2 protein-coding genes are annotated in these 1,107 nt (G+C 65.0%); both read left to right on the top strand.

What is annotated here, in order from left to right:
• Nucleotides 1–850: ABC transporter ATP-binding protein (locus AC097P_RS24670; RefSeq protein WP_479613050.1), on the top strand; the 850-nt coding region annotated here is incomplete at its 5' end.
• Nucleotides 847–1,107: ATP-binding cassette domain-containing protein (locus AC097P_RS24665; RefSeq protein ID WP_479613049.1), on the top strand; the 261-nt coding region annotated here is incomplete at its 3' end. The genes AC097P_RS24670 and AC097P_RS24665, both read left to right, overlap by 4 nt.

Genomic DNA, 1,107 nt, shown 5'->3' with positions numbered 1-1,107 from the left:
CACTGCGAACACCAACGACCCCATCCTGGTCGTCGAAGACCTGCATGTGGCCTACCCCAACCGCGACGGTGTGCTGGTCGATGTGGTGCGCGGCGTGTCGTTCACGCTGGGCCGCGAGCGCCTGGGGCTGGTGGGCGAGTCGGGCTCCGGTAAATCACAAACCGGGCGTGCCATTTTGGGCTTGACCGCACCGGGGGGCATCGTCACCGCGCGCCGGCTGGAGTTTCGCGGTATCGACCTGCTGCACTGCGCGCCCAAGCAGCGCCGCCAGATGCGTGGCGGGCGCATCGCCATGGTGCTGCAAGACCCCAAATATTCGCTCAACCCGGTGATGACGATTGGCGCGCAGGTGGTGGAATCGCTGCGCGCCCATGCCACCTTGTCAAGGCGCGAAGCCCGCGAACGCGCACTGACTGCCCTGCGCGCCGTGCAGATCCAAGACGCCGAACGCGTGTTTGCGCTCTACCCCCACCAGGTGTCTGGCGGCATGGCCCAACGCGCCATGATCGCCATGATGCTGATCGCCAACCCCGAGCTGCTGATTGCGGACGAGCCCACGTCGGCGTTGGATGTCACCGTGCAACTGGAAGTGCTGGCCTTGCTGGATACGCTGGTCGCGCAAAGCGGCATGGGCCTCATTTTTGTATCGCATGATTTGCGCCTGGTCTCCAGTTTTTGCGACCGGGTTCTGGTGATGTACGCAGGCAAGATCGTGGAAGAAATTGCCGCCACCGACCTGGCAAATGCCAAACACCCCTACACACGCGGCCTGCTGGGCTGCCTGCCCCAACTCGGGCAGAACCGCCACCCATTGCCCGTGCTGGACCGGCAAGCGGAGTGGGCGCTGTGAGTCAGGCATCCCCAGGCGCGTGGACGGCAGAGCGTTCTGCGCAGGTCAAGGAGGAGCCCGCACAGCGGGCGGGGGACACGGAGCAGAATGCTCTGCCGCCCACGCGCCTGGGGCTAGAAGTACAAGGCCTGCGTGTGGTTTACAACGACTTTGTGGCGCTGGCGGACACCAGCTTCCGGGTTGAACCCGGCGCCAGCTTTGGCATTGTGGGCGAATCCGGATCGGGCAAATCCACCGTGCTGCGTGCCATCTGCGGC

Source organism: Rhodoferax sp. ZS1R8, assembly GCF_056521325.1.
Note: the sequence above shows the minus strand (reverse complement) of the source record. Positions and strands in the feature narration are given on the sequence as shown.